Source organism: Paraburkholderia ferrariae NBRC 106233 (assembly GCF_000685035.1).
Taxonomy (GTDB): Bacteria; Pseudomonadota; Gammaproteobacteria; order Burkholderiales; family Burkholderiaceae; genus Paraburkholderia; species Paraburkholderia ferrariae.
Window position 1 is genome coordinate 121,179 of the sequence record NZ_BAYB01000027.1, and the last position, 26,037, is coordinate 147,215.

The following is a 26,037-nucleotide window of genomic DNA, read 5'->3' on the forward strand; positions in this document are numbered from 1 at the left end:
ACGCAGGCGGACCTGTTCTGCGACCCGGCATGCCCGCAGACGCGCACGATTACGAACAACCCGACGCAGTATTACCAGAGCCTGAAGCAGAATGCGGACGGCACAGTAACGATTACGTTTTATCCCGATTACAACCCGAACGTAAACATCAACCCCACCCAGGTCCAGGTACGCACGGACCTCGGAACGGATAGCCACGACTACGTTCAGATGAGCAGTACGGTCACGACGACGACGTCGACGGACCAGCTCCTCAACGCCGGCACCGCGGCGGTCATGCAGGCGCAGGGCGCGATCCGCATCAATTCGGACGGCGGCGCGATCAATAACAACTCGTCGACCATGGCGGCGGGTGGCAACCTCGTTCGCCGCGCGACGGGCGGCTCGGTCAACGACAACGGCATCGTATTGCAGCAGACCGGCTCGGAGACGGATAGCTCGGTTTTCTTCTGGCATCAGAAAACGGGGAACAGCACCGATACGCAGACCGTCAACGAAGCGGCGATTCCGCTGCCGACGACGACCATCGCCGCGCTTCCCGCGATTGCGACCTCGAACCAGACGGTCGAGACCGACGCCGGGAACATCAACATCGGCTCCGTCAATCGCGTCGGCCAGACGGTAACGGGCGCGGGCGTCGCTGGCGGCGACGCCACCGGCATGCAACTCGGCAGCGTCAACCGTAGCGGCAGTGGCCCGCAGGCAAGCGGCAGCGTGAGCAGCGGCGGCAAGCGTCCGCAGACGCTCGGCAGCGCGGGCGTCGCGATTCCGGGCCTCGTTCTCCCGAAAAACGCGCTCTACTCGTACAACACGGCGCCGGGCGCCGAGTACCTCGTCGAGACGAATCCGCGCTTTACGAGCTATACGCAGTTCATTTCCAGCGACTACATGCTGGGCGCCCTGGGGCTCAACCCGCAGAACGTCGAGAAGCGCCTCGGCGACGGTTTGTACGAGGAGCAGCTCGTCATGAACCAGGTGACGCAGCTTACCGGTCGTACGTTCCTCGGTTCGTACACCGACAACCTCGACGAATATACGGCGCTGATGAACAACGGCGTCCAGTACGCGCAGTCGTTCGGCCTGAGCGTTGGCGTAGCGCTTACGCCCGAGCAAATGTCGGAGCTGACCACCGATATGGTCTGGCTCGTCAGCCAGACGGTGACGCTGCCCGATGGCACGCAGCAGACCGTTCTCGTGCCGACGCTCTACCTCGCGCAGTCGAATACGGTCGACCTCCAGGATAGCGGCGCGCTCGTCGCCGGTAAGAACGTCAATCTCAACGCGACGGGCGACGTTACGAATAGCGGCCATGTTGCCGGGGACGTCGCGACGACGGTTATCGGCAACAACGTCGTCAATCGCGGCGTCATCGGTAGCGGCGGCACGACGACCGTCTCCGCCGTGCAGGACGTCTCGAACCTTGGCGGCCGCATTGGCGGCGTCGATACGGTTGTCACGGCGGGCAACGACATCATCAACCAGAGTACGGTCGCGCAGGCGGCGGTCACGACCGGCAATGCAGGCTTTAGCTCGACCGCTACCGGCATGGCAGTCCAGTCGGTCGGGACGATCTCGGCGACCCATAGCGGGACGCTGATCGCGGGACATGACGTCGACCTGAACGGCTCGGCGATTCAGACCGGCGGCGATGCGACCATTGCTGCGGGCCACGATATCAACGTCGGGACGACGACCCTCACGGCCACGCAGGACGCCGGAATGACGAACGGCCAGGCGTTCGGGAATGCGACGGTCACCCATAACGTCGGCAGCACGATTACGACCGGCGGCAACCTGACGACCGTCTCGGGCAACGATACGACGCTGACCGATGCGAAGGTGCAGGCTGGCGGCGATGCGACGATGGTCGCGGCGGGCAACCTGACGGTAACCGCAGCGACGGACACCGCGACGTATAACGGCCAGTCGATGGGCGGCAAGATATCGGAGCACAAGGATTCGACGTACGACGAGAGCGTTCAGGGCAGCAGCATCAATGCGGGCGGTAACGCGACCCTCGCAGCGGGCCAGGGCTCGACGGGTAATCTCTCAGTCCTCGGTTCGTCGGTCACGACCGGCGGCGTCAACGGCGCAACGGGTGGCGCGGTCAGCCTGCAATCGACGGGCGATATCAACGTCGGTGGAGTATCGGAGGAACACGACGCGTCGCACTGGTCGCATACGAACGAGTCGGGTTTCCTGTCGAGCGACAAGACGACCGATTCGTCGACCTCGCAACAATCAATCGCGGTCGGGGCGACCGTCTCGGGCAACACGGTCAACGCGAACGCAAGCCACGACCTGACGATTGCCGGATCGACCGTCGCCTCGACGGGCGACATGAGTCTCGCGGCGGGTCACGACCTGACTATTACGGCGACGCAGGATACGAGCCAGAGCAGCTCGTTCCACGAGGAGCAGAAGTCGGGATTCGGCGCGATGAGTGGCGGCGGCGCGAGTATCAACTACGGGACAAGCGACCAGAAAACGACGACCCACGATAGCAGTGCCACGAATAACGGGAGCCTCGTCGGTAGTACGAACGGTAGCGTTTCGATGACGGCGGGCAACAACCTGACCGTAACGGGTAGCGACGTCATCGCGGCGCAGAACGTTACCGGCACCGCGGCGAACGTCACCATCAACGCCGCGACGGATACCTCGCACCACGACGAAACCCAGGAGATGAAACAGAGCGGCTTTACGCTCGGTCTCGCGGGTAGCGTCGGCGATGCGATCAACGGCGCGGTATCGCAGGGCCAGGCGCTCGCGAGCGGAAATAGCGACGGGCGCGCGACGGCGCTCCATGCGATCGCGGCTGGCGGCGATGCGGCGCTCGCGGGCGTCGGCGCTGCGGGTTTCATGAACGGCGCTACAGGGCCGAACGCACCGAGCATCGGTGTGCAGTTGAGCTTCGGAACGAGCCAGAGCAAGAGCACATTTACGGAGGACCAGACGACGCAGAAAGGCTCGACGGTCCAGGCTGGCGGGACCGCCGCGTTCGTTGCAACCGGCAACGGCACCCCGGGTAGCGGCAACGTAACGATTGCTGGATCGAACGTCAGCGCGAACGACGTCCTGCTCGCTGCGAAAAATCAGGTGAATATCGTCAATACGACGAACACCGATACGACCGCAAGCACGAACAAGTCGAGCAGCGCGAGCGTCGGCGTCTCGTACACCACCCAGGGGTTCGGCGTCTCGGCGTCCATGTCGAACGCGCACGGCGACGCGAACAGCGACGCCGCGATCCAGAACAACTCGCATGTTACGGGCGCGAACAGCGTCACGATTTCGAGCGGCGGCGATACGAACGTTATCGGTTCCGACGTAGCGGGCAAGCAGGTAACCGCGAACGTCGGCGGTAACCTCAACGTCCAGAGCGTCCAGGATACGACGGTTAGCACCGCGCACCAGAGCAGTTCGGGCGGTGGCTTTAGCATCAGCCAGGGCGGCGGTAGCGCGAGCTTTAGCGCGCAGAATGGGCACGCCGATTCGAACTATGCCCAGGTCAACGAGCAGGCCGGTATTCAGGCAGGTAGCGGCGGCTTTGATATCAACGTCAAGGGGAATACGAACCTGACCGGCGCGGTGATTTCGAGTACCGCCGATCCGTCGCAAAACAATCTGACGACCGGCACGCTGACCTATAGCGATATCCAGAACCAGTCGCATTACGACGCGACGAGCAACGGTATTAGCGCGGGCGTCGGTATCGGTAGTACCGGCAAGGCACTCGGGCCGGGCTCGGTCGGCGGAACGGGCGGCGTATCTCCGATGATCTCGCAGGACGCGAACGGCGATTCGAGCACGACCACGCGTAGCGCGATTAGCGCGGGCTCAATCAACGTAACGAACCAGGGAGCGCAGACCCAGGATGTAGCGGGCTTGAGCCGCGATACCAGCAATACGAACGGTACGGTATCGAATACGCCTGATGTGAACAAGCTCCTCTCGCAGCAGGCCGATACGATGCAGGCCGCGCAGGCGGCGGGCCAGGTCGTATCGCAGGGCATCGGTGCGTATGCCGACGCGAAGCGCGACGCCGCGCTCGACGCGGCAGACGCGGCGATCAAGAGTGGTGATCTCGCTACCGCATCAGCAGACATAGCGGAGGCGCAGCAGTGGATGGAGGGTGGCGATTCGAGAGCGATGTTGCAAGCTACTGGTGGCGCGTTGATCGGCGGACTTGGTGGTGGTGGGGCGTTCACCGCAGTAGGTGGGGCACTCGGTGCTGGCCTGTCGTCAAAACTCGCGGATCAGACGAAAGCTGCGTCAGACGCTGTGACGGATGCGACAGGCTCGTCGTTGCTTGGGAACCTGAGCGGTAATGTCCTCGCCGGGGTTGGTGGCGCATTGGTCGGCGGCAGCGCTGGTGCGGCGATGGCGTCGAACGTTGATCTCTACAACCAGAACAACGACCAAGGCAACGCGGCGGCAAAGAAAAAGGCCGATGCTCTCACCGCTTCTCTCCAAGAGGCCCAAGCCAAACAAGATGCGGCCCTTGCTACTTTGCCAGCAGCGACGTGGAATGGCTTAGTCGACTTCGGCGAGGCCGCACTCAATACTGTAATCAACGGCGTCGGCGCCGCGCCAGGCGATCCAGGCTATATTTCGTTAAGCGGGATAAAAGCGTCCTACGGCGCTAACTCTGAGGTTGGTTCTAACCTGGAGTTAGCTGCGATGTTGCTATCGACAAGAGGCGCGAGCGGGCTCTCGGCTGCGGAGCAACTCGCTCTGAACAAGGCGGTGGGGGATGCGTGGGAGGAAACCGTGGTAACTGACGTTCTCCCTCAGACGCAAGTAAACATTCAACAGCAAATCACCATAAAATCAAACGGCCCATCGGGTCTAAAAGTCAGACTGGACGCCTTGGGGCAGAATGTAGACACAGGGGCAACGCAGCTATCTGAGATGAAGGGGTCGCAGACCGCGCCGTTGACTCCGAATCAGACGGTTGTCATTCCAGAACTAGCGACCTACGGTGGTACTGTCGTTGGGAATGGAAAGCCCCCTTACGTGGGTGGAACTGTGATTCCGCCTACCACCGTAGATATCTATCGGAAGCCAGATTAATGAGCCTAGAAAACGTCGATGTAGTAGATGCCGTTGGTATGGAGTCGTCTACGAATACGATTGTTTTGACGATCCTTGATTCTTGGGATTGGCAAGATCAGATGTCGCATCTGAAAAGCCTGCAAGCTAAATTGAATGCCTACTTCGGATTCATTGAATCAGGGCAAATTTACGAGGCGTATCCAGATGCGAGAGGCAAAGCCCTCCGAATCGACATACTCGGTCGATTCCCTGTTCCTGATGCGACGAAGGAGTTCTTTGATATCGCAAACGCGACGGCGGCACAGTTGAATTTGGTAATAAGAAATACTACAGTGCAGCCCCCGAGTAAATGAATATGGCGTCGAGTGGTGAAGCCGCGCCGTCTATGGATTGCGCGGCATCGGAATACTTGGCTAAGTATGCTGGAAAGTCACTGTGCAATGGGTTGTATCGGGTGATGGAGCCTGCTGACGTAGAGCGCTGGGGCAGAAAATTAGGCAAAACTTTCCCGAGCTTTGCAGGTGCAATTACCGCGTTTGCGGTCGATTGGCTTGGGCGCGTTTTTGCACTAGATTCGCGGCGCGAAGTGAATGGAAAACCAGGGGTAACAATTTTTGAACCAGGTACCGGCCATGCTTTAGAGGTTCCGTGTGATATTGAATCTTTTCATAATGAAGAACTCGTTGAATTCCGAGACGCTGCGCTCGCTGAGACGTTCTTTAATGACTGGGCGAGGGCCGGTGGCCTGGCACCCGCATACTCGCAATGCGTAGGTTACAAACAGCCACTATTCCTCGGAGGGGGTGATACAGTTGAAAATCTCGAATTAATTGATATCGACGTTTATTGGATGATTTCGGCTCAGCTTATATTGAAGCTACGAAACGTAGTATCTGGTACGGCCATCAATGTAATCGGGGCTTCATAAATAGAACCACTTGGCACAATAGAAAGCGTAGCGCCCGACAAAAATCATTTCGCAATGGAAAATAAGAAGATACTTACGGGGTTACCGCTCGCGGTTCTCGTCCCTCTCGCCGTCCACGCGCAAGTCCCTCCCGACGCAGCCGCTCGTACGAACGCCGAACAGCAACAGCAGGTTGAACAACGTCGCGACGCTCAGCAGCGCGCGGCGACCGTCGCCGCGCCCGTTGTCCGTTCGACCGCGCCCGCAGCGGGCGAGTATCCGGTACTGCCCGTCGAGACGCCGTGCTTTCAGATCAACACGTTCACGGTTGATGTACCCGATACCCTGCCCGACGTCGTCCGTGCAAAGGGCGCGTCGGCGTTGCCGATGGACCCGTTCGCGTTCCTTCACGACTGGCTCCGGCACTACGAGGGCCAGTGCGTCGGCAAACAGGGCCTCGACCTCCTGACGAAGGGACTGCAAGGCGTCATCCTGAGCCGTGGCTACGTTACGACGCGGGTCCTCCTGCCGGCGCAGGATCTCTCGAAAGGGACGCTCAAGTTCGCCCTTGTCCCGGGCGTTATCCGTAATCTCAAGTTTGCCGAGGCTGATACGCGCGGCACCCTCAAAACCGCATTCCCCACGCGCGACGGCGACGTTCTCCAGTTGCGCGACCTTGAGCAGGGTCTCGAACAAATGAGGCGCGTACCGAACCAGGACGCGGCAATGCAGATCGTCCCCGGTACCTCTCCCGGCGAGAGCGATGTCGTCGTGACCGTCAAGCGCACAAAGCCTTGGTCGCTCGTCGTCTCGGCGGACAACTCGGGAACCGACGCGACGGGGCGATACCTCGGTAACGTCACGCTCGGGCTATACAACCTCCTCGGCCTGAACGACGTCCTCTCGGGCGGCTATAACCAGGATCTCCAGTTCGGCAATCACTCCCTCGGTACGCACGGCTGGAACGCGTCGTATTCGGTACCCTGGGGCTACTGGACCGGTACGCTTTTCGGCTACACGAATACGTATTACCAGCAGATCGCCGGGGTAAATCAGACGTTCGTATCGAGCGGCAACGCGCAGACGGCGGCCCTCAAACTGGAGCGGGTTTTCTACCGCAGCCAGAGCGAAAAGTCGGGCGTCGAGTTCCAGCTTATCAAGCGGTGGGGCGCGAGCTTTATCGAGGATACCGAAATACCCCAGCAGTATCGCGACAATACCTTTATCGAGGCGGGGCTGACGAACCGCCATTACTTCGGCGCGGCGCAGTTCGACGGGACGCTCGCCTATCGCCAGGGTATCGGTGCGCTCGGGGCGATGCCGAACTCGACGAGCGGCCCCACCTATTACTTTCACATGGCTACGCTCGACGCGAACCTCTCGGTCCCGTTCGCGGTCGCCGGGCAGACGCTTCGTTACGTCGGAACGCTCCACGGCCAGTTCACGAATGACGAGCTCAACTATATCGACGACCTGACCATCGGTAGCCGCTATACGGTGCGCGGCTTTAGCGGCGAAACGATGCTCGCGGCGGAAAAGGGTTTCTACTGGCGCAACGAACTCCAGTATCCGTTAGGGAACTCGGGGCAGGTTCTTTACGCGGGTATCGACTACGGCCACCTTTGGGGACCGTCGACCGCCTACCTCGCCGGTACGCAGCTCGCGGGCGCGGCCATCGGCGTTAAGGGTTCTGTGCCGTCGCGCTTCGGCGCGTACAGCTACGATGTGTTCGCCGGTACGCCGATCTATGCGCCGTCCGGCTTTCCCGCGCCGAGCGTAACGCTCGGGTTCCAGGTTACGGCGCAGTTCTAACGCCGCGAGCTTACGTCAGTCGCCGCAGAAGCAGTCGACGAGCGGTTCGTCGACGCCGTCGCCAGGTGCGTCAAAGTCGAGGGGAATCTGCCGCGCGTAGAACAGCGCCTCGCGTTTCAGGTCGCGGTACGGCGGGCGGTCATTGCGAGTACCGCCGATCCGTCGCAAAACAACCTGACGACCGGCACGCTGACCTATAGCGATATCCAGAACCAGTCGCATTACGACGCGACGAGCAACGGTATAAGCGCGGGCGTCGGCGTGAACAATACCGGCAAGGCTGTTGGCCCCGGTTCGGTTAGCGGGACCGGCGGCGTCTCGCCGATGATGTCGAAGAACGATAGCGGCGACCAGAGCTCGACGACGCGCAGCGCCGTTAGCGCGGGTTCGATCAACGTGACAAACGGAGCCGCGCAGACGCAGGATGTATCGGGCCTGAGCCGTGATACGACCAATACGAACGGTACCGTCTCGAATACACCTGACGTGAACAACCTCCTTTCGCAGCAGGCCGATACGATGCAGGCTGCGCAGGCAGCGGGTCAGGTCGTAGCTCAGGGGATTGGAGCGTATGCTGATGCGAAGCGTCAGGCGGCGGTTGACCAAACGAAGGTGGACGCTGCGAATGGAGACTTATCGGCCTTTGCCGCAGACGTGGCCGAAGCGAAGCAATGGGACGAAGGAGGAACCAACCGCGCTCTGTTGCAGTCGGCTGGGGGGGCGCTCATCGGTGGCTTGGGTGGTGGTAGCGTGTTCACCGCAGTCGGCGGTGCTGCAGGCGCGGGACTATCTTCGGCGATGGCGAACCAGTTGGATGATCTTTCGAAGGGGGTCGCGTCGGAAACCGGCTCGAACTTGCTCGGCAATCTTGCTGCGAATATCACGGCGGGTTTGGGCGGCGTATTGGTCGGCGGAACGGCGGGGGCATCGACGGCAACGAGTGTAGACCTCTACAATCGTCAGCTTGACCCCAAGGAAAAGACCTTGGCGAAACAACTATCCGATGCTAGCGGCGCCCAATATACGGAAGCGCAGATCGAAGACCAGATGCGGCTAATGAGCGTAAGTAATAATGGTACGACTACTTCCGGTGCACCAGCTACTCTGGTGGGCCAGATGCCGACCGATTCCGGCGCACGGTGGATGTCCGCAGGGACGACGGCAAACGGTCAGGCGATCCTGACGCAGATTAATCAGCAGTCGAACGCTGCGTTGCAGAGCTATATTTTGGCGAACTACAACAGCGTCTCACCGGGACAGGTGCCGAGCCAATTTACGTATCCGTCGAGCGGAACCGGTAGTTCGATCAACGTAACCGGCCCATTTACCAATTTTGATCAATCGGATCTTGACTACGTACGTAGCACTACTGCGGGAGCGACCTCGATGATATCGACTACTGCTGGACGTGTGTCGTCAATTGCGGCTGCGGCTGGGGCTACAACGCCGTGCTCTATAGTCTGTGACGGCATCGCATTTGGTGGGGCGGTTGTGGGAATTGCTGCCGACGCAGTTGGGCAAGTGGCTAGTCCGAATGCGGGGCAATACCTTTTCAATGGGTTTACTGCAATTACTTCGAATTATCTGTCTGCCGCAACGCCGGGAGCCACACCGATTATTAACGAATTCGTAAATCAAGTTAACGGAAGCGGTGCAGCTTCGAACGCGCAAGATAAGTTGAACGCTATTGTTGGCACAAAATCATCCACTGGGAAATAATGAAAATTAAGTTTATTGACGAAGGGAACCTCTCTTCGTGGTTGCGGTTGACGCTAATCGTTGTCGGAATAGTGCTGGCTGTGGTCGCCGTCGAATGTACGCTCCCGATTCTATGGGCGAGAGTTCTTTTGCTTTCCGGCTTTGCTATCGCGCTGATCGGTGGGATGACAAGTCGAGCCAAATTGCTACACATCAAGCCCTTCGACAATAGTTACAAGAAGGCGCGCAAGAGCTATGAAGAGGACGATGAGAAACATAACAAGTAAAGATGAAAAACAAGAAAAATTGTTTGACTGTGCCGCTTGCGGTTCTCGTTCCACTCGCCGTCCACGCGCAAGTCCCTCCCGACGCAGCCGCTCGTACGAACGCCGAACAGCAGCAGCAAGTTGAGCAACGCCGCGGTGCGCAGCAGCGCGCGGCGACCATCGCAGCGCCCGTTGTCCGTTCGACCGCGCCCGCAGCGGGCGAGTATCCGGTCCTCCCGGTCGAGACGCCGTGCTTTCAGATCAACACGTTCACGGTTGATGTACCCGATACCCTGCCCGACGTCGTCCGCGTAAAAGGCGCGTCGGCGTTGCCGATGGACCCGTTCGCGTTTCTGCATGACTGGCTCCGGCACTACGAGGGACAATGCGTCGGCAAACAGGGCATCGACCTCCTGACGAAGGGCCTGCAAGGCGTTATCCTGAGCCGTGGCTACGTGACGACGCGGGTTCTCCTGCCGGCGCAGGATCTCTCGAAAGGGACGCTCAAGTTCGCCCTCGTACCGGGCGTTATCCGCAATCTGAAGTTTGCGGACGCCGATACGCGCGGCACGCTCAAATCCGCATTCCCCACACGCGACAGCGACGCTCTCCAGTTGCGCGACCTTGAGCAGGGCCTCGAACAAATGAAGCGCGTACCGAACCAGGACGCGGCGATGCAGATCGTACCCGGCACCGCGCCCGGCGAGAGCGACGTCGTCGTGACCGTCAAGCGCAGCTCGGCTTATATAACCTCCTCGGCCTGAACGACGTTCTCTCGGGCGGCTATAACTAGGATCTCCAGTTCGGCAATCACTCCCTCGGCACGCACGGCTGGAACGCGTCGTATTCGGTACCCTGGGGCTACTGGACCGGTACGCTTTTCGGCTACACGCCACCAAATGCAACCCTGTCAAGCAGCGGGGATAATAGCGCGAATAATGGCGACGGGAATAGTAGCTCTTTCTGGTCGGGGACGAGCTCAAAGACCCCGGTCGAAAACGCTTATGACCATTCAGTCAAGCACGGATCGGAGTTTCCTGACACCCAAAATTCGGTACAGTACGTTCAAGCGGCTCAGAATTTCGTCAACAATCCACCTACCGGGACGTTGACTAAGACCAGGCCAAACGGAGACACGCTGTACTACGATCCGTCAACGAATACGTTTGCTGTGCAAAATGCGAACGGTGCCCCGAAAACGATGTTCAAACCGGCCGCTGGTATGGCCTATTGGAATAAGCAATGAAGCAGCACACCAATCCGCGTTTCGCTTGCCCATGCTGCGAAAGCCGAACACTCGTCGATCTCGGCAACTATGAGATTTGCGATATTTGTGGTTGGGAGGATGACCCTGTGCAATCGGATGATCCGACCTTCGAGGGAGGCGCCAATCGTTGGAGCTTGAATGAGGCGCGAGCACACTGGCAGAGGACAAAGACTAAGTTGCCGTAAAGGCGAACGCAGCGAGCCGTGGCTCGCCCCAATTGCCGAGGAGCGGTTCAATGAAATGAAGCGCCGGAAGTGATGGCGGTAAATTTGAGGATAAAAAGGTCGTGTCTATTCTTGATGCAAAGGTCGTCGATATTGTCGGCGTTGATCCAGACAAGGGCATCGCGCGTTTAGTTATTACCGATCATCTCGAATGGACCGATCCCCTTGGGGAGCACCTACTTCTCCTCCAAGAAAAAATTAATGGGTATCTTCGTTTCCTGGAGGGGGAGAGTTGGAGCAACATTATCCGAACTCAAGGGGATGCAAGTGTGAGATCGAAATCGCGATGAAGTACGAGCCATCGTCTGAAGCATTGTGTTTCATCGGAAAAGCACGCCAGATAATTCGAGACGCTGGGTTCGACTTAACCTATCGAGGTGGCTAGTTCGATGAAGCAGGATGACGTCTACTCGCGGTTCGGCGCACCTTTCGCAGGGTGCAATATGGGCCTCAAAGCGGGAGTTTCGAGGAACGTGCGGGACGGGGTACGTCCACTAAACGGTTTTACGGTACTTGTGGCTGGTATATCTGGGCTGGGGAGCAACTCTCGGAAGCGAGTGATTTCTTCGTGCCGGTCCATGCCGCTCATCTTGCCGATTGGGCGCCGTTGGTCTTGCCGTATCTTGGCCTGCCTCCCGGTTGGCGCTTTCTTGTTACGGAGCAGTACGAAGATGTCTGGGAGGACAAACAATTGCTGGAAGACAAGTAGAGGAAGCGGGCTAGTATGAGTGACTTTCGATTGGATTTTCGTGATCGTTACCATCATCCCAACATAGTCGTGGCGGTGGAATCAACTCTTGAGCGATACAGCCACGGACAAGGCGACGGCGGATGCGTGGGACGAAGGCGGTAACAATCGCGCGCTGTTGCAAGCAGCAGGCGGGGCGCTCATTGGCGGCCTTGGTGGCGGTAGCGTACTTACGGCAGCGGGTAGTGCTGCGGGAGCGGGCTTTGCTTCCAAGGCGGCAAAGGGACTGACTGATATCGCGAACGGCGTAGACTCGGCCACCGGGTCGCAACTGATCGGCAACCTGGCTGCGAACGTTGCGGCGGATCTCGGCGGTGCGCTGGTGGGCGGAACGGCTGGCGCGGCATCGGCCTCGAAAGTCCATCTGTATAACCAGTCGATAGACGATGAAGCGCAGCTGACGGGGGACAACGGCAATAGTAGCAACCCGTTCTCGCAGTCGCCTGGGACCCTCATCCTGAAGGGCATTGCAAATGGCTTGGGCGCGGTCTTTGGTGTGTTCGGCGGTGAGCCGCCGACGGCTGGCTCGCAAGCCGTGCTCGTAAACCCGGCGGGACCGAGTACGACCACGACGCCAAGTACGGCATATGCGCAGGATAATGCTACCCTAGCGAGCGGTGGAAATAATAGCCGCCTCCCAATCCCGGATACGGTTACGGCTGACAATGGTTTGCAAGTTGAGTCAAATCCAAAGCATACGGCAGGGATGCCCGGCAACAACCCCAACGCTGGAACTGAGCCGACCAATTCTCTTGATCTATTTAATTCGTCTATTCCCGGCGGCGACGGCGTTCGGTATGCCATTGACTCAAATGGAAATATCAATAGATTCTACTCGGATGGAAATGGGGTCTATCACTGGTCAGGTTCAACGGGCGACAGCTCGGCCCCGCTGAACGTGTCGAAGATTCCGATCAACGTTAAGCGCACTCTTGGTTTCACAGGAAGATAAATGCTCTCGGGAAATCCAAACACTTTCGCTATCTGGTGCGATCCGGTTGATGCTTGGTCAACCGAGAAATTCCAGAATGGATGCTTTGGCTACTTCATTGGTGGGGAGCTGATTTGGTCAATGCGCTCGACACTTGGCGTTGATCTGAGCATGCTTGCGAAGTTGCACTGCATGAGATCCGATGTCGAAGATGTTCGCTTGTTCAATCTGCCGTCGAAGGACGCGTATTGTGAACTTTGTAGGCGCGCTTTTCCTGCGACGGACTCCGATGCCGAGACAAGTGATTTCACACATCTCGTTTCAGCGGAGAGTTTATCCGATGACAGTCGATATGTATTTCTCATCGAATGTGGAGATAAGGCGAAGTTGATTTATGGTACGGGATATGACGCTACCACAATGGGTGATATCACTATACCACGTGGTGAATTCCAAAGCGTTGTGAAAATTGCCGAGCAGAGATTCAGCGAATTGAAGCGTCGGAAGTGATGGTGGTGCACGTTTGATTATTACCGATCATCTCGAATGGACCGATCCACTTCGCAGAATACGTACGGGCACCCGATTGATGACGTAACCCGCTGGGTCGGTCAGGCTGGCGGGATGGCGCAAAACAACGCGCAGACTATCATCAACGAGCCGCACTCGACCCAGGCGCTGCAAGGGACGGCGAACGGCTTGGGCGCTCTGCCTGGAGCAACGGGTGGGGACCCGATGACTCCGAGCGGCGGCGGAGTACTGGTAAACGCTCCGGCGGGGCAGGCCGCCCTCGGGGCGAATGGCAATACGCCGTCTAATGCGATACTCTCAAACGGTAGCGGAGATGACGGTTCCGGCGTAACGAATGGTGCGAGCGGTAACGGCCCCTATTCGAACTTAACTGACTCGCCCAGCGTTGGTCCGGGGAAAAATTTTACCCAAACGCAAAAGGCTAAAATTTATCAGCAGACCTAGACGCCAATGGTGGAGTGTTGCGCTCCGACTTGGACGGTCAAGAGCTCGTACCTCCGAGCAAGAGTCAAGCAGGAGTTACGCCGCCTGATAACGAGGCGCAGATTGACCATATGGTCCCCAAGAATCCGGCAGACCCTAACGCACCTCAAGGCACGAACAGCTTTGGCAATGCACAGGTACTTTCCCGTCAACAAAATCGAATCAATAGCTATGAGTAGTCGTCAAACTTGGCCGTTCAATGATCCGCCTAACGTGGCAGTTATCGCCAATCGAAAGATTGTCAGCGGTACAGACTGGATCGCTTATGTATCTCACGATCTTGACGATGGGGCATGGCAATTTTATACCGCCGATGCTGAGGTCGCGGAAGGCGATGCCGCCTTGGTTAGCTTGGAGAATATCGTTCGGATCGACGCAACTGTCTCGCAACTAGCGGATTTGCCGCTCGGGTGGCACGCGTGGCGTGAGAAGAAGGATCTGCCATGGAAGCGCGCACAGATGGCGAAGCCCTAGAAGTTACGATTCCTTTGTCATGACAGATTTCAAGTTGAATTTGCGTTCGAGCCTTCAGCATCCGAAGTCTACGATAACGCGGGGAATTACTATCGTGTAACAAACGCCGCCGGGCAGTACCTAGACCAAAGTGGGAACCCGATGCCGAACAACGTACCGCTTGTCGGGGCGAACAAGACGACGCAGACGGGCGTACCGTCTGGCATTCGTCAAGCATTAACGCACTACAATAATACCGATCTAAAGAATTGATGGTGATGAATATGCGGATGAGAGAATCGACGTTCGTAGGATTGTCGTCTGAGTTTCAGGTTGCCGAAGGAGCCGAGTTTCGGCTCTCCGGCGTATTGTCTGAATGGCTGTTTGCAACAGGCTTCTGGCGTGACTTCAATGCGGCGCACGGCACGATGTTCGACCAATTCGAAGAGGACGAAGCTGGGCAGGACGTTGTGAAGGAGATCGCTGCGTCGATAAGCGAGAGGATTGGCCAGCTTCGAAGCGGCCACGAGCAACCTGTCGAATTCGTGTATCGACGCCTAGCTGACGGATCTCCGATTACCGCTAAGGTGGCTCCAAGTGACGCGATTGATGAACTTGCTAAGTTACATAGATTCCTGCTCGATCTATCAGAGAAATATGTTCTCGCTTCCGTGAATCTCTGAGCGGGTCTGGCGATTGTCGGAGCAACGTTAACTGGGCTCACTGCCGGAGTCATAGTGATTTTGCAGATTGAAGGGAAGGCCGAACTAGTCCAGCCGAGTGCTACTCGGCTCCGCTCGGCGTTGAAGTCTCTTAGGAGCTACGGTCCATCCTCGTACGCGTCGCTAACGGACAACCAGGGCAACTACATTCAGGTGGCCGGTGGCGGGGTTACTTGTATGGTTGAGCGGTATGAGAAGGGCACGAACACACGTGAGCGTGCCGATCACGACAAGCCGAGTCCTATTAGGCCGGACGGGACCATTCTCGCGTTTAGGGCTGGGAACATTTCAATGCGGTCAGACGAGTGGTTCATGGCTGATCAAGTTGTCGAATTGTTTGCGGCGTTCCTTAACGGAGACGCCTATCCAGATTGCGCGCATTGGCGGCGCTCGCCCGGATTTTAGAAAAAGAGGCTGTAAGGAATCGGCCAGTAGTGCTTACCCTTTCATCCTTAAATAAGGCGCAGCAAGCGGTGCTGGCGCCGGACATAAATCAGTTAGCAATGGAAAATAAAGAGATACTTACGGGGTTACCGCTCGCGGTTCTCGTCCCTCTCGCCGTCCACGCGCAAGTCCCTCCCAACGCAGCCGCTCGTACGAATGCCGAACAGCAACAGCAGGTCGAGCAACGCCGCGACGCGCAGCAGCGCGCGGCGACGATCGCCGCGCCCGTTGTCCGCTCGACCGCGCCCGCTGCGGGCGAGTACCCCGTACTGCCCGTCGAGACGCCGTGCTTTCGTATCGACACGTTTACGGTCGACGTCCCCGACACCCTGCCCGACGTCGTCCGCGTAAAGGGTGCGTCGGCGTTGCCGATGGACCCGTTCGCGTTCCTGCATGACTGGCTACGGCACTACGAGGGGCAATGCGTCGGCAAACAGGGCCTCGACCTCCTGGCCAAGGGGCTGCAAGGCGTTATCCTGAGCCGTGGCTACGTGACGACGCGGGTTCTCCTGCCGGCGCAGGATCTCTCGAAAGGGACGCTCAAGTTCGCCCTCGTACCGGGCGTTATCCGCAATCTGAAGTTTGCGGACGCCGATACGCGCGGCACGCTCAAATCCGCATTTCCCACACGCGACGGCGACGTTCTCCAGTTGCGCGACCTTGGGTAGATAACGCACGGGTTCCGGTGGCCGGGCACGAGTAGCCCCGCCTTTACGAGGTCTGCGAGGACGGCGTCGATATCGTTGGTGACCGTCATCTGCCTGTCGTGCTGGCCGGTATCGGTGGTCACGCAGAGATTGAAGGTCTGCGCCTGGTCGCTCGCGTGGAGGTCTACCTCGCTATCCAAGGATTCGCCGCTCGATTATAGGAAACCGGGCCTTTCGCGAACAGGGAAAGGCCAACCCGGCGAGAACACTGCTCGCCGCGCGCGCGTGCAGCAAATCGTCCCGCGCTTCCTGCCGCATGCAATCGCGTACGAAAACTGCGAGACTGGCGCATGCTCACGCTGGAGAACCGCGTGAGCGCCCTCATCTATGCGCGCATGACATCGCTCACATCCGCAACTGCGAATCCCGAAACCGCTGCTGAAACCGGCCCCGAAGCCGGTGCCGCGGACAACGTGCTCGCGCGGTTCCATCCCGCCGTCGCGGCATGGTTCCGGCGCAGCTTTGCCGGCCCCACCCCGGCGCAATGCGCCGCCTGGCCGCTGATCGCCGCCGGCCAGGCGACGCTCGTGGCCGCGCCCACCGGCTCCGGCAAGACGCTCACGGCCTTTCTCGCCGCGCTCGACGAACTGGTGCGCGAAGGGCTCGAAAACGGCGGCGCGCTGCCGGACGCGACGCTCGTGATCTACGTCTCGCCGCTGAAGGCGCTCTCGAACGACATCCGCCTGAACCTCGAGCGCCCGCTCGAAGGCATTGCGCAAGAGCTGGTCCGGCTCGGCCTGCCGCCCGTGGAAATCCGCAGCGCCGTGCGCACCGGCGACACGCCGCAGCCCGAGCGTGCTGCGCTGCGCAAGCGCGCGCCGCACATTCTCGTGACCACGCCCGAATCGCTCTACGTGCTGCTCGGCTCGGCTTCGGGGCGGCGCATGCTGGCGACGGCGCGCAGCGTGATCGTCGATGAAATCCATGCGCTCGCGGGCAACAAGCGCGGCTGCCATCTCGCGCTGAGCCTCGAGCGGCTCGACGCGCTGTGCGGCCGGCGGCTGCTGCGCATCGGGCTGTCGGCCACGCAAAAGCCGATCGAAAGCGTGGCCCGCTTTCTGGTGGGCATGAGCGGCGATCCGCAGGCGCCGCCCGCCTGCGAGATCGTCGATGTCGGCCACGCCCGCGCGCGCGACCTCGCCATCGAACTGCCGCCCGTGCCGCTCGAAGCGGTGATGGCCAACGACGTGTGGGAGCGCGTCTACGACCGCATGGCCGAACTCGTGGCGCAGCACCGCACGACGCTCGTGTTCGTGAACACCCGCCGCATGGCCGAGCGCGTGGCGCGCCACCTCACGGACCGGCTCGGCGCCGAAGCGGTGGCGGCGCACCACGGCAGCCTCGCGCGCGAGCACCGCTTCGACGCCGAACAGCGCCTGAAGCGCGGCGATCTGCGCGTGCTCGTGGCCACGGCCTCGCTCGAACTCGGCATCGACATCGGCGACGTCGATCTGGTCTGCCAGATCGGCTCGCCGCGCTCGATCGCGGGCTTTCTGCAGCGTGTGGGCCGCTCGGGCCACCAGGTCGGCGGCACGCCCAAGGGGCGGCTTTTTCCGATTTCACGCGACGACCTGATCGAATGCGCCGCGCTGCTGGACTGCGTGCAGCGCGGCGAACTCGACCGGCTTGCCGTGCCGCACGCGCCGCTCGACGTGCTGGCGCAGCAGATCGTCGCCGAAGCGGCCTGCGAAGACTGGGACGAGGACGCCCTGTTCGCGCTCGTGCGGCGCGCCACGCCCTGGGCGACGCTCGAACGTGCCCAGTTCGACGCAGTGCTCCACATGCTGGCCGAGGGCTACACGAGCCGGCACGGACCGCGCGCGGCGTATCTGCATCGCGACGCCGTGCACCGCGTGCTGCGCGGCCGGCGCGGCGCGCAACTCGTGGCGCTGACTTCGGGCGGCACGATTCCCGATAACGCGGACTACGCCGTGCTGCTGGAACCGCAGGCCATACAGATCGGCACGGTCAACGAAGACTTCGCCGTGGAGAGCCTGGCCGGCGACGTGTTCCAGCTCGGCAATGCGTCGTACCGGATCCTGCGCATCGAGGCGGGGCGCGTGCGCGTGGAGGACGCGCAGGGGCAGCCGCCCAACATTCCGTTCTGGCTCGGCGAGGCGCCGGGACGCAGCGACGAACTTTCGTTCGCCATCGGCAGGTTGAGGGCGCATGTCGAGCAGCTTCTTTCAGGCGAGGCGGCCCCTGCTCTTGCCGGCAAAGAGAATTCTGGTGGTCCTACACCGCCCGAAGCTGCGTGCGAGGCTGGATTGGCTGTTAGTTGCGTTTGTGAACCGGGAAGCGCGCCGGCCGCACAACCATCGGCTGGCTCCGCCGCCCCCGGCGTGGAACGCGTCTGCGCCTGGCTTTGCACCACGCCGGGCCTCGGCGAAGCGGCCGCGCGCCAGATCGCCGAATACCTCGCGCGCGCCCACGCCGCACTCACGGCCTTGCCGACCCACGACACGCTGGTGATGGAACGGTTCTTCGACGAATCGGGCGGCACGCAACTCGTGATCCATTCGCCGTACGGCAGCCGCATCAACCGTGCGTGGGGCCTTGCCCTGCGCAAACGCTTTTGCCGCCAGTTCAACTTCGAGTTGCAGGCCGCCGCGACCGAGGACGCCATCATCCTCTCGCTCACCGGCGCGCACAGCTTCGCGCTGGACGAGGTCTGGCGCTATCTGCACTCGAACACGGCCGGGCATCTGCTCGTGCAGGCCCTGCTCGACGCGCCGCTCTTCGGCGTGCGCTGGCGCTGGAACGCCACCACGGCGCTCGCGCTGCCGCGCCAGACCGGCGGGCGCAAGACGCCCCCGCAAATCCAGCGCATGCGCAGCGAAGACCTGCTCGCGGCGGTCTTCCCCGATCAGGTGGCGTGCGTGGAAAACCTCGCCGGCGAGCGCGAGATCCCGCGCCATCCGCTCGTCGACCAGACGCTCGACGACTGCCTGCACGATGCTATGGATACCGAAGGATGGCTCGCGCTGCTCAAGCGCATCGAGGCGCACGAGGTGCGGCTCGTGGCGCGCGACCTGAGCGCGCCTTCCCCGCTCGCCGCCGAAATCCTCACGGCCCGCCCCTACGCGTTCCTCGACGACGCCCCGATCGAAGAGCGCCGCACCCAGGCCGTGCTGAGCCGGCGCCTGCGCGATCCGGATTCGGCGGACGACCTGGGCGCGCTCGACGCCGAAGCCATCGCCGGCGTGCGCGAGGAAGCCTGGCCGCAGGCGCGCGACGCCCATGAGATGCACGACGCGCTCATGACGCTCGACTGCATCGCCGAGAGCGAGGCCCAGCGCGCGCCAGGCTGGCTGGACTGGCTGCACGAACTGGCGCAGGTCGGCCGCGCGACGCGCCTGCCCATTGCGGCCAACGAGACTGAACACGACGCGCTCTGGGTCGCCGCCGAACGGCTGAACTGGGTGCGCGCGGTCTATCCGCAGGCGCGCTGCGAGCCGCCGCTGCAGGCGCCGCCCGGCTACGACGAAAGCTGGACCGAAGACGCCGCGCTGATCGAACTGCTGCGCGCGCGGCTTTCGGGATTCGGGCCGCTTACCGTCGCACAGGTGGCGCGGCCGCTCGCGCTCGAAGCAAGCGTGGCCGCGCAGGCCCTCACGGCGCTGGAGGCACAGGGCTCGGTCATGCGCGGCCGCTTCACGCCGGGCGCGCGCGAAGAGGAGTGGTGCGAGCGCCATCTGCTCGCGCGCATCCATCGCTACACCGTGCGCAAGCTGCGGCGCGAGATCGAACCGGTGGAGCGTCACGACTTCATGCGCTTCCTGTTCGAATGGCAGCACGTCGCGGCGCGCGGTTCGGGGCACGATGCGCTCGCCGGCACGATCGCCCAACTGGAAGGTTGGGAGGCTTCGGCACTGGCATGGGAAGAGGAGATCCTGCCGGCTCGCATCGACGATTTCACGCCGATGCTGCTCGACGACCTGTGCCGCTCGGGGCGCCTCGCGTGGGGGCGTCTGCCCTCGCGCACGGGCGCGGGATCGACGGTGCGCAGCACGCCGGTCGTGCTCCTGCCGCGGCGCGAACTCGCACGCTGGACCGCGCTCGTCGATGCACCCGACCCCGCCGGTTTGCCGCCCCGCACGCAGCGGGTCTACGACGCCCTGCTGCGGCACGGCGCGATGTTCTTCGACGAACTGGCGGCCGACGCGCATCTGCTCGGCGTCGAACTGGAGAACGCGCTGGGCGAGCTCGTGGCCGCGGGCCTCGTGAACGCCGATAGCTTCGCGGGCCTGCGCGCGCTCGTGAAGCCTGCCGCAAAACGCAACGCACACGCGGGGCGCAGGCGGCCGCGCGGCTTTGCACCGCTCGTGGGCGGGATGGCCGACGCGGGACGCTGGGCGGTGTTAAGACGCATCGATACACCCGTTGAAGAAGCTGGCGAAAACGCACCCGCCGCACGCCGTCCTGTCGCCGACCCCGAGTTGCTCGAACACGTCGCCAACGTGCTGCTGCGCCGCTACGGCGTGGTGTGCTGGCAATTGCTGATACGCGAGGCGGCGTGGTTGCCGCCCTGGCGCGATCTGCTGCGCGTGCTGCAACGCATGGAAGCGCGCGGCCACGTGCGCGGCGGGCGCTTCGTCACTGGCCTGTCGGGCGAGCAGTTCGCGCTGCCCGAGGCCGTGGCGCTCCTGCGCGAAGTGCGCCGGCGCGGGCCCGGCGAGGGAACGCTGATATGCGTGTCGGCCACCGACCCGCTCAATCTGGCCGGCACGCTGCTGCCCGGCGAAAAAGTGCCCGCCGTGGCGGGCAACCGCCTCGTATTCCGCGACGGCGTGCCGGTGGCGACGCTCGTCGCCGGACGCTTCGCATTCCTTGGCGATTTCGACGAAACGACGCGAGCCGCGCTGCAGGCGCGGCTCGCACGTCCTTATTGAACCAGCGAACCAGCGAACCAGCGAACCGGCTTCGCCGGGGTAAAAACCCGCCCGCCCTCAGCGGGCCTTCGCGAAATGCCCGCGCACGCGCAAGCCGTTCGCGACGACGAGCAGGCTCGCGCCCATGTCCGCAAACACCGCCATCCAGAGCGTCGCCTCGCCCGCCAGCGCGAGCACGAGAAACACCACCTTGATGCCGAGCGCGAGGGCGATGTTCTGCGTCAGCACGCCCGCCACCTTGCGGCTCAGGCCGATGAACGCGGCGATCTTGCGCGGGTCGTCGTCCATGATCGCGACGTCGGCGGTTTCGAGCGCCGTGGCGGTGCCCGCCGCGCCCATGGCGAAGCCGATGTCGGCACGGGCAAGCGCCGGTGCGTCGTTGACACCGTCGCCGACCATCCCCGTCATGCCGCGCTGCGCCGCCAGCCCGGCCACCGCGTCCTGCTTGTCTTGCGGCAGCAGATCGCCGCGCGCGTCGTCGATGCCGAGCGGGCCCGCAATCGCGCGCGCCGTTGCCGGGTTGTCGCCCGTGAGCATCACGGTCTTCACGCCGAGCGTCTTCAGCGCGCGCACCGCCGCCCCGCTTTCGGGCCGCGCCGCATCCGCCACGGCGAACACCGCAACCGGTGCCTGCGGCGAGCACAGCACGACGGCGGTCTTGCCCGCCCCTTCGAGCGTGGCAAGCGTGGTTTCGAGTTCCACCGAGCACAGGCCCAGCTCTTCCACGAGGCGATGGTTGCCGAGATGCCAGAACGGCCCCGCCCTGTCCGGACCGTCGATGCGGGCCTTCACGCCGCGGCCGTCGAGCACGGCGAAATCGTCGATGCGCACGAGTGCGTCGCCCAGCTGGCGCGCGCGCCAACCCGACACGATCGCGCGGGCCACCGGATGGGTGCTCGGCTCGTCGAGGCTCGCGGCAATGTTGAGCGCTTCTTCGACCGGCAGGCCGTTCAGCGCGATCGCATCGGTGAGCACGGGCGCGCCGCGCGTGAGGGTGCCGGTCTTGTCGAACGCGACGACCTTCAGGAGACGGCCGCGTTCGAGCCACACGCCGCCCTTCACCAGCATGCCGTGGCGCGCGGCGGCCGCGAGACCGCTCACTACCGTCACGGGCGTGGCGACCACGAGCGCGCACGGACACGCGATCACGAGCAGCACGAGCGCCTTGTAGAGCCAGTCGGACCACCCGCCGCCGAAGACGAAAGGGCCGCCCGCGGCGATCAGCACGGCGAGCACGACCACGGCCGGCGTGTAGAAACGCGCGAACTGATCGACGAAACGCTGGGTGGGCGCGCGCTGCGCCTGCGCCTCCTGCACGGCCGCGGCGATGCGCGCGAGCGTGCTGTCGCCGGCCGCGGCGGTCACGACGGCTTCCAGCACGCCATCGACGGCGATGCTGCCCGCGTACAGCGGGTCGCCCGCGGCTTTGTCGACGGGGAGGCTTTCTCCGGTGATAGGCGCCTGGTCGAGCGCCGCGCGGCCGGCCACCACGCGCGCGTCGAGCGGCACGCGCGTGCCGGTGCGCACGCGAATGCGGCTGCCGATCGTCACTTCGCCCACCGCGCGGGTGAGCCACTGACCGGCGCCGCGCGGCGCATCGGCAGCAGCCCGGGCGCCGTCGCCCTGCCAGACTTCCGCCGTATCGGGCGCGAGCGCCGTGAGGGCGCGTATGGCCTGGCGCGCGCGTTCGAGCGAAAGCGCCTCGATCTCCTCCGCCAGCGCGAACAGGAACACCACCATCGCCACTTCGGGCCACTTGCCGATGGCGACGGCACCGACCACCGCCAGCGACATCAGGAAGTAGATGTTGATCGTGAGGTTCCTGAGCGCGATCCAGCCTTTGCGCAGGGTCGGCAGACCGGCGCACAGCAGCGAAACCACCGCGCACGCGAGCACCGGCAGCGCGGCGTCCTGCCCCGTGGTCCAGGCAAGCACCTCGGCCAGCACGGCGGCGACGCCGCTCGCCGCGAGCAGCAGTTTCTGGCGCACGCCGAGACGCGGGGCTTCGGAACTGGAGGCGGCCGGGGCGGAGTCGTCGAGAACGCGTGGCGCCATGTCGAGGGCCTTCAAGGCGACGACGAGCACTTCGGTGTCGTCGAGGCGGTGATGGACCGTCAGCTCGCGCGAGAGCAGGTTGAAGTCGAGACGCACGACGCCGGGCATCGGTTCGATGCGGTTGCGGATCAGCCGCTCCTCGGTCGGGCAGTCCATATTGTCGATGCGATAGCGCGCGCGCCGCGTGCCATCCGGTGCCGGAGGCGGCGGCGCGGCAGGGGCGGTGGCGTGGTCGTGGCCATGACAGCAGGCGTGGGCCAGGGGATCGGTGTGGTCGTGGGCGTGGCGATGGTCGTGATCATGCCCATGCCCGCGCCCATGCCCATGGTCATGCCCGTGGTCGTGGTCCTGCACCTGGCCATGCTCATGATCGTGGTCGTGCCCGCACGCCTGACCACGATCGTGTGCATGATCCCCATCGCGGCCTTTCACCTCCCGGCGATCCGACCGCGAACCCGTTTCATGATCGTGAGCGCAACCGCCAGCGCATTCGCCGTCCACCACCGCAAGTCCGGCCGCGTTCGCCTCGTCCCGCGCCGCCGCGCCCCCGGACGGCTCTCCCGCCTGCCCGTCGAGACGCGCCCGATACCGCTGCCCTGCGGCAAACCGCAACTTGAAGCCCATGACCATGGCCCTTATCTCCCAAAAGTGACACAATCATTGAACAGCCTGTAGCGGCTACAGGGTCAAGCCATTTTTGGGAGCCACGAGCATGAGGATCGGAGAACTGGCGCGCCTCGCTCACTGCGATGTCGAGACGGTGCGCTTTTACGAGCGCGAGGGATTGCTGGAAGAGCCGGCCCGCGAAACCAACGGCTATCGCAGCTATGCGGCCGCGCACGTCGCCCAGCTCAATTTCATCCGCCACTGCCGCTCGCTGGGGATCGGGCTCATGGACATCCGCATGCTGCGGCGTTTCCAGGTGGATCCGAGCCAGCCCTGCGACGAAGTGAACCAGCTCATCGACTGCCAGATCGAGCGCATCCATCTGCAGATCGAGTCGATGCGCACGCTGGAGCAGCAGTTGCGCACGCTGCGCGATACCTGCCACGCGCACGACCGGCGCAGCAGCGAATGCGGAATCATGAAGAATCTGGAGCAGCCGATGGACGAGGAATCCTGCTCCTGCCACGCGGAAGCGCATCCGCACACTGGCGAGGACCTGCCGCAGCAGGCCGGGCAGGCGCCAGCGGCGCATCCGTGAGGATTCCGGCGCCAGCCGGAAGAAGTCTGGCGCAGTGACGCGGCCGCCCCGCCATGGGGCGGCCGTCTGCCAGCAAAAGTCAGCGAAAGTGCAAACCCGACGGTCGCCAGCCCCTCAGGGCGCCGCGGCGATCACTTCGGCCACCGTGGCCGTGAGCTTCTTCGCGTAGGGCACGTGAAGGAACTCGTTCGGGCCATGGGCATTCGACTTCGGCCCGAGCACGCCGCACACCATGAACTGCGACTTCGGGAAGCCCGCCTGCAGCACGTTCATCAGCGGAATCGTGCCGCCCTGCCCCAGATACGCGCAGTCGGCGCCGTAGTGCGTGCGCGAAGCGGCATTGAGCGCATCCGCCAGCCACGGCGCGAGTTCGGGCGCACTCCAGCCGTTGGCCGCACCGGCATCGGGCTTGAACGTGACCTTCGCGTTATAGGGCGGCTCGAACTCCAGCAGCGCCTTCAGTTCGGCGACGGCCTTCGACGCCTCCACGAGCGGCGGCAGCCGCAGCGACAGCTTGAATGCCGTGCGCGGACGCAGCACGTTGCCGGCGTCGGCAATCGCGGGCAGGCCCGCAGCGCCCGTCACCGAAAGCGAGGGCCGCCAGGTCGAATCGAGCAGCGCCTGCGCCGGATCGGTCGTCGTAGGCAATACGCGGCGGCCGTCCTGACCGCACGCCCAGGGCAGGGTCTTCCACACGCTCTCGCCGAGGATCTTCGCGGTTGCCTCGATTTCCGCCAGACGCCGCGGCGGAATCGCGCAATGAAAGCCCTTGGGCAGCAGCGTGCCGCTCGCGGCATCTTCCAGACGCTCGAAGAGCTGGCGCATCACGCGGAAGCTGGACGGCGCGATGCCGCCAAAGGAGCCGGAGTGAATGCCCTCCTCCAACACCTCCACCTCCAGTTCGCCTACGACCGTCCCGCGCAGCGACGTGGTAAGCCAGAGCTGGTCGTAGTTGCCCGCGCCCGAATCGAGGCAGACCACCAGACCGACCGTGCCGAGCCGCTCGCGCAGCGCATCCACGTACGGCAGCAGGTCATAGCTGCCCGATTCCTCGCAGGTTTCGATCAGCCCGACGCAACGCGGCCGCTCGATGCCCTGGGCGTCGAGCGCCGCCAGCGCCGTGATGCTCGCGTAGATCGCGTAGCCGTCGTCGGCGCCGCCGCGGCCGTAGAGCCGTCCGTCTTCGAGCTTGGGCGTCCACGGCCCGAGGTCGTTGCGCCAGCCGGCAAATTCCGGCTGCTTGTCGAGGTGGCCGTACAGCACCACCGTTTCCTCGCTGCCCGAGCGCGTGGCCGGCGCTTCGAAAAAGATCACGGGCGTGCGGCCGGCGAGGCGCACGACTTCCAGCTTCAGGCCGCGCACCGGCTGTTGTTCGACCCATTGCGCCGCGTCGTGCACCACGCGTTCGAGATAGCCGTGCTTCGCCCAGTCGGGATCGAAGGCCGGGCTCTTGGCGGGCACCGCGATGTAGTCGGTCAGCGCGGGAACGATCTCGTCGTTCCATTTGCGCTCGACGAACGCGCCCAGTGCCTCGTGATCGAGCTGCCGGGTGTCCTGGGTCGAATCGGAAATCATGGTGGGAGCCCCCTGCGATGAAAAACCAGATGATAGACCCGTTCCCCGGGTGCCGATATT

The 26,037-nt window shown here is 62.8% G+C and carries 16 protein-coding genes and 5 pseudogenes; 18 read left to right on the top strand and 3 right to left on the bottom strand.

Features of this window, described 5'->3' with window-relative positions:
* Positions 1 to 237: 237 nt before the first annotated feature.
* The 4 genes and pseudogenes from BFE01S_RS46610 to BFE01S_RS25925 form a co-directional block, all read left to right on the top strand.
* A pseudogene (locus BFE01S_RS46610) lies at positions 238 to 4,488 on the top strand (hemagglutinin repeat-containing protein); the annotation flags it as partial.
* 587 nt (positions 4,489 to 5,075) lie between these two features.
* Positions 5,076 to 5,411 (top strand): DUF6572 domain-containing protein, encoded by a 336-nt coding sequence (locus BFE01S_RS42065; protein WP_156967154.1) that lies wholly within the window; start codon positions 5,076 to 5,078, stop codon positions 5,409 to 5,411.
* Positions 5,408 to 5,986 (top strand): T6SS immunity protein Tdi1 domain-containing protein, encoded by a 579-nt coding sequence (locus tag BFE01S_RS43410; protein WP_084170164.1) that lies wholly within the window; start codon positions 5,408 to 5,410, stop codon positions 5,984 to 5,986. The genes BFE01S_RS42065 and BFE01S_RS43410 overlap by 4 nt, the downstream gene beginning before the upstream one ends.
* A 54-nt stretch (positions 5,987 to 6,040) precedes the next feature.
* Complete coding sequence (locus BFE01S_RS25925; protein ID WP_028228011.1) at positions 6,041 to 7,777, top strand: ShlB/FhaC/HecB family hemolysin secretion/activation protein; 1,737 nt, start codon at positions 6,041 to 6,043, stop codon at positions 7,775 to 7,777.
* Between the two features lie 15 nt (positions 7,778 to 7,792).
* Here BFE01S_RS25925 and BFE01S_RS44590 read toward each other — a convergent pair whose 3' ends face one another.
* On the bottom strand, positions 7,793 to 7,999 hold the full coding sequence (locus BFE01S_RS44590; protein WP_156967155.1) for a hypothetical protein: 207 nt from the start codon (positions 7,997 to 7,999) through the stop codon (positions 7,793 to 7,795).
* On the opposite strand from BFE01S_RS44590, the pseudogene BFE01S_RS45985 reads away from it, so the two are divergent.
* From BFE01S_RS45985 to BFE01S_RS40235, 12 genes and pseudogenes are all read left to right on the top strand, one after another.
* A pseudogene (locus BFE01S_RS45985) lies at positions 7,904 to 8,755 on the top strand (hypothetical protein); the annotation flags it as partial. The gene BFE01S_RS44590 and the pseudogene BFE01S_RS45985 overlap by 96 nt on opposite strands.
* Positions 8,756 to 9,495: 740 nt before the next feature.
* Positions 9,496 to 9,762, top strand: a complete 267-nt coding sequence (locus BFE01S_RS25940) for a hypothetical protein (RefSeq protein ID WP_028228012.1) — start codon at positions 9,496 to 9,498, stop codon at positions 9,760 to 9,762.
* Between the two features lie 2 nt (positions 9,763 to 9,764).
* Positions 9,765 to 10,633, top strand: a pseudogene (locus tag BFE01S_RS45370) (POTRA domain-containing protein); the annotation flags it as partial.
* Between the two features lie 350 nt (positions 10,634 to 10,983).
* Complete coding sequence (locus BFE01S_RS43420; RefSeq protein WP_084170165.1) at positions 10,984 to 11,193, top strand: CPCC family cysteine-rich protein; 210 nt, start codon at positions 10,984 to 10,986, stop codon at positions 11,191 to 11,193.
* A 101-nt stretch (positions 11,194 to 11,294) separates the two neighbouring features.
* Positions 11,295 to 11,617, top strand: a pseudogene (locus BFE01S_RS43425) (DUF6572 domain-containing protein).
* Between the two features lie 183 nt (positions 11,618 to 11,800).
* On the top strand, positions 11,801 to 11,941 hold the full coding sequence (locus tag BFE01S_RS46740; RefSeq protein ID WP_456088837.1) for an immunity protein Imm33 domain-containing protein: 141 nt from the start codon (positions 11,801 to 11,803) through the stop codon (positions 11,939 to 11,941).
* 88 nt (positions 11,942 to 12,029) lie between these two features.
* On the top strand, positions 12,030 to 12,932 hold the full coding sequence (locus BFE01S_RS44600) for a hypothetical protein (RefSeq protein ID WP_156967157.1): 903 nt from the start codon (positions 12,030 to 12,032) through the stop codon (positions 12,930 to 12,932).
* Complete coding sequence (locus BFE01S_RS43435; RefSeq protein WP_084170166.1) at positions 12,933 to 13,421, top strand: immunity 42 family protein; 489 nt, start codon at positions 12,933 to 12,935, stop codon at positions 13,419 to 13,421.
* A 675-nt stretch (positions 13,422 to 14,096) separates the two neighbouring features.
* Complete coding sequence (locus BFE01S_RS25950) at positions 14,097 to 14,399, top strand: hypothetical protein (protein WP_028228013.1); 303 nt, start codon at positions 14,097 to 14,099, stop codon at positions 14,397 to 14,399.
* 269 nt (positions 14,400 to 14,668) lie between these two features.
* Entirely contained in the window at positions 14,669 to 15,061 is a 393-nt protein-coding gene (locus BFE01S_RS25955; protein ID WP_156967158.1) for a hypothetical protein, read from the top strand.
* A gap of 542 nt (positions 15,062 to 15,603) precedes the next feature.
* Positions 15,604 to 16,206: pseudogene (locus BFE01S_RS25965) on the top strand (POTRA domain-containing protein); the annotation flags it as partial.
* A 335-nt stretch (positions 16,207 to 16,541) separates the two neighbouring features.
* Positions 16,542 to 21,143: a DEAD/DEAH box helicase gene (locus BFE01S_RS40235; protein ID WP_062871687.1), complete on the top strand. Its 4,602-nt coding sequence runs from the start codon at positions 16,542 to 16,544 to the stop codon at positions 21,141 to 21,143.
* Positions 21,144 to 21,200: 57 nt separating this feature from the next.
* Here BFE01S_RS40235 and BFE01S_RS40240 read toward each other — a convergent pair whose 3' ends face one another.
* Positions 21,201 to 23,354 carry a heavy metal translocating P-type ATPase gene (locus tag BFE01S_RS40240; protein ID WP_322787840.1) on the bottom strand — a complete coding sequence of 718 codons (2,154 nt, stop codon included), beginning with the start codon at positions 23,352 to 23,354 and terminating at the stop codon, positions 21,201 to 21,203.
* Positions 23,355 to 23,438: 84 nt separating this feature from the next.
* Here BFE01S_RS40240 and BFE01S_RS45990 point away from each other — a divergent pair, with 84 nt between their 5' ends.
* Together BFE01S_RS45990 and BFE01S_RS40245 are read left to right on the top strand one after the other, a co-directional pair.
* Positions 23,439 to 23,873 (top strand): hypothetical protein, encoded by a 435-nt coding sequence (locus BFE01S_RS45990; RefSeq protein WP_245621202.1) that lies wholly within the window; start codon positions 23,439 to 23,441, stop codon positions 23,871 to 23,873.
* Between the two features lie 37 nt (positions 23,874 to 23,910).
* Positions 23,911 to 24,402, top strand: a complete 492-nt coding sequence (locus tag BFE01S_RS40245) for a Cd(II)/Pb(II)-responsive transcriptional regulator (protein ID WP_042338559.1) — start codon at positions 23,911 to 23,913, stop codon at positions 24,400 to 24,402.
* 114 nt (positions 24,403 to 24,516) lie between these two features.
* Here the strand turns inward: BFE01S_RS40245 and BFE01S_RS25990 are convergent, their stop codons facing one another.
* A complete protein-coding gene (locus BFE01S_RS25990) occupies positions 24,517 to 25,977 on the bottom strand; it encodes a M20/M25/M40 family metallo-hydrolase (protein WP_028228018.1) in 1,461 nt (486 codons plus the stop codon).
* Positions 25,978 to 26,037: the final 60 nt, after the last annotated feature.

Bases quoted from the DNA above. Each gene is read 5' to 3' on its own strand.
- BFE01S_RS42065 (WP_156967154.1), top strand. From the start codon at position 5,076: ATGAGCCTAGAAAACGTCGATGTAGTAGATGCCGTTGGTATGGAGTCG.
- BFE01S_RS43410 (WP_084170164.1), top strand. From the start codon at position 5,408: ATGAATATGGCGTCGAGTGGTGAAGCCGCGCCGTCTATGGATTGCGCG.
- BFE01S_RS25925 (WP_028228011.1), top strand. From the start codon at position 6,041: ATGGAAAATAAGAAGATACTTACGGGGTTACCGCTCGCGGTTCTCGTC.
- BFE01S_RS44590 (WP_156967155.1), bottom strand. From the start codon at position 7,999: ATGCGACTGGTTCTGGATATCGCTATAGGTCAGCGTGCCGGTCGTCAG.
- BFE01S_RS25940 (WP_028228012.1), top strand. From the start codon at position 9,496: ATGAAAATTAAGTTTATTGACGAAGGGAACCTCTCTTCGTGGTTGCGG.
- BFE01S_RS43420 (WP_084170165.1), top strand. From the start codon at position 10,984: ATGAAGCAGCACACCAATCCGCGTTTCGCTTGCCCATGCTGCGAAAGC.
- BFE01S_RS43435 (WP_084170166.1), top strand. From the start codon at position 12,933: ATGCTCTCGGGAAATCCAAACACTTTCGCTATCTGGTGCGATCCGGTT.
- BFE01S_RS25950 (WP_028228013.1), top strand. From the start codon at position 14,097: ATGAGTAGTCGTCAAACTTGGCCGTTCAATGATCCGCCTAACGTGGCA.
- BFE01S_RS25955 (WP_156967158.1), top strand. From the start codon at position 14,669: ATGAGAGAATCGACGTTCGTAGGATTGTCGTCTGAGTTTCAGGTTGCC.
- BFE01S_RS40235 (WP_062871687.1), top strand. From the start codon at position 16,542: ATGCTCACGCTGGAGAACCGCGTGAGCGCCCTCATCTATGCGCGCATG.
- BFE01S_RS40240 (WP_322787840.1), bottom strand. From the start codon at position 23,354: ATGGACTGCCCGACCGAGGAGCGGCTGATCCGCAACCGCATCGAACCG.
- BFE01S_RS45990 (WP_245621202.1), top strand. From the start codon at position 23,439: ATGACAGCAGGCGTGGGCCAGGGGATCGGTGTGGTCGTGGGCGTGGCG.
- BFE01S_RS40245 (WP_042338559.1), top strand. From the start codon at position 23,911: ATGAGGATCGGAGAACTGGCGCGCCTCGCTCACTGCGATGTCGAGACG.
- BFE01S_RS25990 (WP_028228018.1), bottom strand. From the start codon at position 25,977: ATGATTTCCGATTCGACCCAGGACACCCGGCAGCTCGATCACGAGGCA.